Consider the following 5,017-nt stretch of genomic DNA (forward strand, 5'->3'; position numbering starts at 1 on the left):
GCAAGCCCCCTCCCACATTTGGATCTATATCATCCTTCAGACTAGCTGTGCTGCCACATCTTCCGGGATGTCGGCGTTCGAATACACGTTCTGCACATCGTCCAGATCTTCGAGCATATCCAGCATCTTCAACACCTTCTGCGCACCATCCAAATCCAGCTCGGCACTGGTGGTCGGCAGCATCACGATTTCCGCGTCGGTGCCTTTGAAACCAGCGGCTTCCAGGGCATTACGCACGGCATAGAAGCTGGCGAACGAGGTGAACACGTCAATGGAACCGTCTTCGTTGGTCACCACGTCGTCGGCGTCCGCCTCCATAGCAGCCTCTATCAACGCATCTTCATCCGTGCCAGGTGCGAAGGTAATCTGCCCCTTGCGCTCGAACAGATAAGCCACCGAACCGTCGGTGCCAAGGTTACCACCGCACTTGCTGAATGCATGGCGCACGGCAGCAGCGGTACGGTTGCGGTTGTCGGTCATGCACTCGACCATCACCGCCACGCCACCCGGGCCGTAGCCTTCGTAGCTCAATTCGACCATGTCGTCGGTGTCGGCAGCGCCGGCACCACGGGCTACGGCGCGATCGATGATGTCGCGACTCATATTGGCGCCGAGGGCCTTGTCCAACGCCAGGCGCAGACGCGGGTTGGAACCCGGGTCACCACCGCCCTGGCGGGCAGCGACGGTCAGCTCGCGAATCCACTTGGTGAAGATCTTGCCTTTCTTGGCATCCTGACGCTCTTTGCGGTGCTTGATGTTCGCCCACTTGGAATGGCCAGCCATAACACAACTCCGAAATTCTGTAGAAACCTTATCAACCCCACCCCTGGTGGGATACAACCCTTGTAACGCAAAGGCGCATCCGAAGATGCGCCTTTTTAGACTGCGTAAACCTCAGTGCGCTTTCACGCAGCGGCCTTACTCAGCCTTCGGCGTCTCGCGCAGACGGATGTGCAGCTCGCGCAGCGCCTTGGCATCCACCACACCCGGAGCCTGGGTCATGACGTCCGCAGCACTCTGGGTTTTCGGGAAGGCAATCACTTCACGGATCGACTGGGCGCCGGTCATCAGCATCACCAGACGGTCCAGGCCGAAGGCCAGGCCACCATGCGGCGGTGCACCGTACTTCAGGGCGTCGAGCAGGAAGCCGAACTTCTCTTCCTGTTCCGCTTCGTTGATACCCAACAGGCGGAAGACCGCTTGTTGCATCTCTTTGCGGTGGATACGGATCGAACCGCCACCCAGCTCGGTACCGTTGAGCACCATGTCGTAGGCGCGGGACAGAGCGCCAGCCGGGTTGGCTTCCAGCTCGGCCGGGGAGCACTTCGGCGCGGTGAACGGGTGGTGCAAGGCGCTGAAGCTGCCGTCGTCGTTCTCTTCGAACATCGGGAAGTCAACGACCCACATCGGAGCCCATTCGCAGGTCAGCAGGTTCAGGTCGTGACCGAGCTTGATGCGCAGTGCGCCCAGGGCTTCGCTGACGATCTTGGCCTTGTCGGCCCCGAAGAACACGATGTCGCCGTCGACTGCGCCGACGCGATCGAGGATCGCGTTCAGGTTCTCCAGCGGAATGTTTTTCACGATCGGCGATTGCAGACCGTCAACACCGTTGGCGCGCTCGTTGACCTTGATGTACGCCAGGCCCTTGGCACCGTAGATGCCGACGAACTTGGTGTAGTCGTCGATCTGCTTGCGCGGCATGCTCGCGCCGCCTGGCACGCGCAGGGCGGCGATGCGGCATTTAGGGTCGTTGGCCGGGCCGCTGAACACCTTGAAGTCGACTTCTTTCAGTTGGTCGGCCACGTCCACCAGTTCCAGCGGGTTACGCAGGTCTGGCTTGTCGGAACCGTAGCGGCGCATGGCTTCTTCGAAGGTCATGTGCGGGAAATCACCGAACTCCAGGTTCAACACTTCCTTGAACAGGTTGCGGATCATCTGCTCGGTCAGGCCCATGATCTCTTTTTCATCGAGGAAGCTGGTCTCGATGTCGATCTGGGTGAATTCCGGCTGACGGTCGGCGCGCAGATCTTCGTCACGGAAGCACTTGGCGATCTGGTAGTAACGGTCGAAGCCGGCGACCATCAGCAGTTGCTTGAACAGCTGAGGCGATTGCGGCAGGGCAAAGAAGGAACCGGCGTGGGTACGGCTCGGCACCAGGTAATCACGCGCACCTTCCGGAGTGGCCCGGGTCAGGATCGGTGTTTCAACATCGAGGAAGCCGTTTTCGTCGAGGAAGCGACGGATGCTGGTGGTCATGCGCGAACGCAGGCGCAGCTTCTCGGCCATTTCCGGACGACGCAGGTCCAGGAAGCGGTAGCGCAGACGGGTTTCTTCGCCCACATCGGAGTATTCGTTGAGTGGGAATGGCGGGGTTTCCGACTCGTTCAGCACTTCCAGCTCGTAGCCCAGCACTTCGATGCCGCCGGACGCCATGTTCTTGTTCACGGCACCGGCCGGACGCAGGCGAACCTTGCCGGTGATCTTCACGACGTACTCACTGCGCACACGGTCGGCGGCAGCAAAGCTCTCGGCGCGATCCGGGTCGAACACCACCTGGGCCAGACCATCACGATCACGGATATCGAGGAAAATCACCCCGCCGTGGTCGCGACGACGGTGAACCCATCCGCAAAGGGTGATTTCCTGACCTTCCAGGGTCTCGTTCAGTTGGCCGCAATAGTGGCTGCGCATCATGGTAGTGGTTTCACTTCTCGTAATTCGAAATTCGGTGGAGGCCCGCCTCGTCACCGTACATTAAAGCAGGGGACGGATAATGCAGGAGCCTGCGCGTAGAGTTCAACTCAGTCTGCTTTGTCGCCGCCCGCCAGATTCTTCTTGGAACCGGTCTTGAAGTCGGTTTCGTACCAGCCGCTGCCGCTCAGGCGGAAGCCCGGCATGGACAACATCTTCTTCAGCTCAGGTGCCTGGCAAGCAGGGCAATCGACCAGCGGCGCGGCGCTGATCTTCTGAATGGCTTCCAACTGATGACCACAGGAGGCACATTGATAGTCGTACATGGGCATGGAGATGTCTCGGCGATCAGATCATTACTGCGCCGCGCCCTGCCGATTGCATAAAACCCGGGCATGCGCAGCAAAGCGCGGGATTATATCTGGTAAATCGAGGCAGTGCAGCCGGCTTTCTGCCCGAAGCCCGGCCCGCCTTGACGGTGGGCCGGCTCCGCAACCGCCAGGCTAATCAGGGTACACAGGGGTGACACGGTCTTTTAGCAGGTGAACTACGCAGACCACCCTGACCAGCCCACTGAAGTTTTTAACCCCGCCATAACGCAAATGCACTTCCCGATCGACATAGGACAACAATGCACTGACCGAGCACGCATTGATCCTGGCTATTTCCGTGAGGATATTCCAATAGATCTGTTCAAGCCGCAGGCAGGTGGAAAACCCATTGAGCCTGACCGACCTGGACAGTGGCTTGGCCAACCCCATGTCGAAGCCCTTAGCAAAGGGATCGACCTTTATCTTGTGAAAACCGCAGGTCTCCATCACTCCCTTACCCATTCCACGTGACATACACCTGACACTCCATTGCCAAACAGCAGCCCATGGGCTTCTCCCATCGGGCAGTGGGCCTATAAAACAGCAGGACGCGAGGGGCAGCCAGAAGACGGGGCGTTGATCGTCGTAGGACAACGCCAGGAAGTACGCGGAAACAAGCGAGCAGCGCCAGGAAGGCGCCGCCCTGGCTCAACCCTTACTTGTTTTCAAGCAGGGAACGCAGCATCCACGCCGTTTTTTCGTGGACTTGCATGCGTTGGGTCAACAGGTCGGCCGTCGGCTCATCGCTGACCTTGTCGAGCAATGGGAAGATGCCCCGTGCAGTGCGCGTTACCGCTTCCTGGCCGGCTACCAGTTGCTGGATCATCGCTTCGGCACTCGGTACACCCTCCTCTTCCTTGATGGAAGAAAGACGGGCATAGATCGAATAGGCACCCGGCGCCGGAAAACCCAGGGCACGGATACGCTCGGCAATGGAATCCACCGCCAGTGCCAGTTCGTTGTACTGTTCTTCAAACATCAAGTGCAGCGTACGGAACATGGGGCCCGTGACGTTCCAATGGAAGTTGTGGGTCTTCAGATACAACACGTAGGTATCGGACAGCAGCCGCGAAAGTCCGTCGACGATGGATTTACGGTCTTCTTCACTGATACCAATATCGATTGCCATGTTTTTCCCCTTCAATTGACTAGCATTCATTGATCAGGTGCAGGACCACTCTAGCAAGTGTGCCGGTCGCGTGCAGCCCGGTGGTCCAAGGGGGCGTGCGGCAAATCGTCCCCTACAGCTTGTTGACCAAAGACGACAAGCCATCAGGCAGTAGGAAAATGCTCAAAATGCCGCGCAAAAAAACCGCACCTGTCTAGGACAAGTGTTTGGCGCGAAAATGCCCGAGCAGCTGCAACACCCCGAAATGCTTGATTTGAGTAGGCACAGCCTTTGCTGTTAAATAGACGGCGTGTGGTGGCCGTTCATTTCTGCGGCCCACCCCATAGGCTGATACCCGCGCACGTGCTCAACGCCTCCCATTGTTCAGAAGCGAACCGTGCCAGTCAGCTCTTCCTTGTGATCCGTCTTAACGTGAGTTAATCAAAATGTTGAAAATCGTCCACCTGCTAACGGGCGTTGCAGCTTTGCTGCTGTCCTTTATCCCGAGTCTGCAGCCTGAAAGCCTGCCGTACCTGGAACAACACGACGCCCTGTACCTGGCCTTGTTCGGCCTTCTCAACCTGACGCTGGCACCGGTAATCCCTTACTGGAACAAAGGCACGCGTCATCAACTGCAAAACCTGGTCAGCGCCCTGCTGGTACTGACCGTTGTCGTTCAAACCCTCACCCTCCTGGCACCGATGCCTGAAGTGGGCGGCCATCCGGCCATCCTGCTCAGCCTGGTGATTGCTGTGGTCGCCATCGTTCTTCATCTGGCCATCAGCTTCTACCGTTCGTCCCCTGCGGCCGCGTCGCAAAACTACGACATGACCAATCGGGATACCGG

Annotated in this window: 6 protein-coding genes; 1 reads left to right on the forward strand and 5 read right to left on the reverse strand. The window is 58.5% G+C overall.

The window, feature by feature from the left end; all coding sequences use genetic code 11:
* Nucleotides 1-36: 36 nt before the first annotated feature.
* From ACRESD_RS04225 to ACRESD_RS04245, 5 genes are all read right to left on the reverse strand, one after another.
* Nucleotides 37-783, reverse strand: a complete 747-nt coding sequence (locus tag ACRESD_RS04225) for a YebC/PmpR family DNA-binding transcriptional regulator (RefSeq protein WP_431749772.1) — start codon at nucleotides 781-783, stop codon at nucleotides 37-39.
* 135 nt (nucleotides 784-918) lie between these two features.
* Nucleotides 919-2,694: an aspartate--tRNA ligase gene (gene aspS, locus ACRESD_RS04230; protein WP_431749773.1), complete on the reverse strand. Its 1,776-nt coding sequence runs from the start codon at nucleotides 2,692-2,694 to the stop codon at nucleotides 919-921.
* Between the two features lie 107 nt (nucleotides 2,695-2,801).
* The gene (locus ACRESD_RS04235; RefSeq protein ID WP_010208103.1) at nucleotides 2,802-3,023 is read right to left on the reverse strand and encodes an FmdB family zinc ribbon protein; all 222 of its coding nucleotides are present in this window, start codon (nucleotides 3,021-3,023) and stop codon (nucleotides 2,802-2,804) included.
* Between the two features lie 171 nt (nucleotides 3,024-3,194).
* Entirely contained in the window at nucleotides 3,195-3,536 is a 342-nt protein-coding gene (locus ACRESD_RS04240; protein WP_431749774.1) for a ribbon-helix-helix domain-containing protein, read from the reverse strand.
* Nucleotides 3,537-3,717: 181 nt separating this feature from the next.
* Complete coding sequence (locus ACRESD_RS04245; RefSeq protein ID WP_431749775.1) at nucleotides 3,718-4,191, reverse strand: Dps family protein; 474 nt, start codon at nucleotides 4,189-4,191, stop codon at nucleotides 3,718-3,720.
* Between the two features lie 425 nt (nucleotides 4,192-4,616).
* Between ACRESD_RS04245 and ACRESD_RS04250 the strand changes: the two genes are divergently transcribed.
* Nucleotides 4,617-5,017 (forward strand): cold shock domain-containing protein membrane protein (locus ACRESD_RS04250; RefSeq protein WP_431749776.1); only part of this gene is annotated, 401 nt, incomplete at its 3' end.

Origin of the sequence: Pseudomonas sp. (assembly GCF_050739995.1) — a bacterium.
Classification (GTDB): domain Bacteria; phylum Pseudomonadota; class Gammaproteobacteria; order Pseudomonadales; family Pseudomonadaceae; genus Aquipseudomonas.

Excerpts from the sequence above, each read along its gene's own strand:
- ACRESD_RS04240 (WP_431749774.1), bottom strand. The coding sequence starts at position 3,536 with ATGTCACGTGGAATGGGTAAGGGAGTGATGGAGACCTGCGGTTTTCAC.
- ACRESD_RS04245 (WP_431749775.1), bottom strand. The coding sequence starts at position 4,191 with ATGGCAATCGATATTGGTATCAGTGAAGAAGACCGTAAATCCATCGTC.
- aspS (WP_431749773.1), bottom strand. The coding sequence starts at position 2,694 with ATGATGCGCAGCCACTATTGCGGCCAACTGAACGAGACCCTGGAAGGT.
- ACRESD_RS04225 (WP_431749772.1), bottom strand. The coding sequence starts at position 783 with ATGGCTGGCCATTCCAAGTGGGCGAACATCAAGCACCGCAAAGAGCGT.
- ACRESD_RS04235 (WP_010208103.1), bottom strand. The coding sequence starts at position 3,023 with ATGCCCATGTACGACTATCAATGTGCCTCCTGTGGTCATCAGTTGGAA.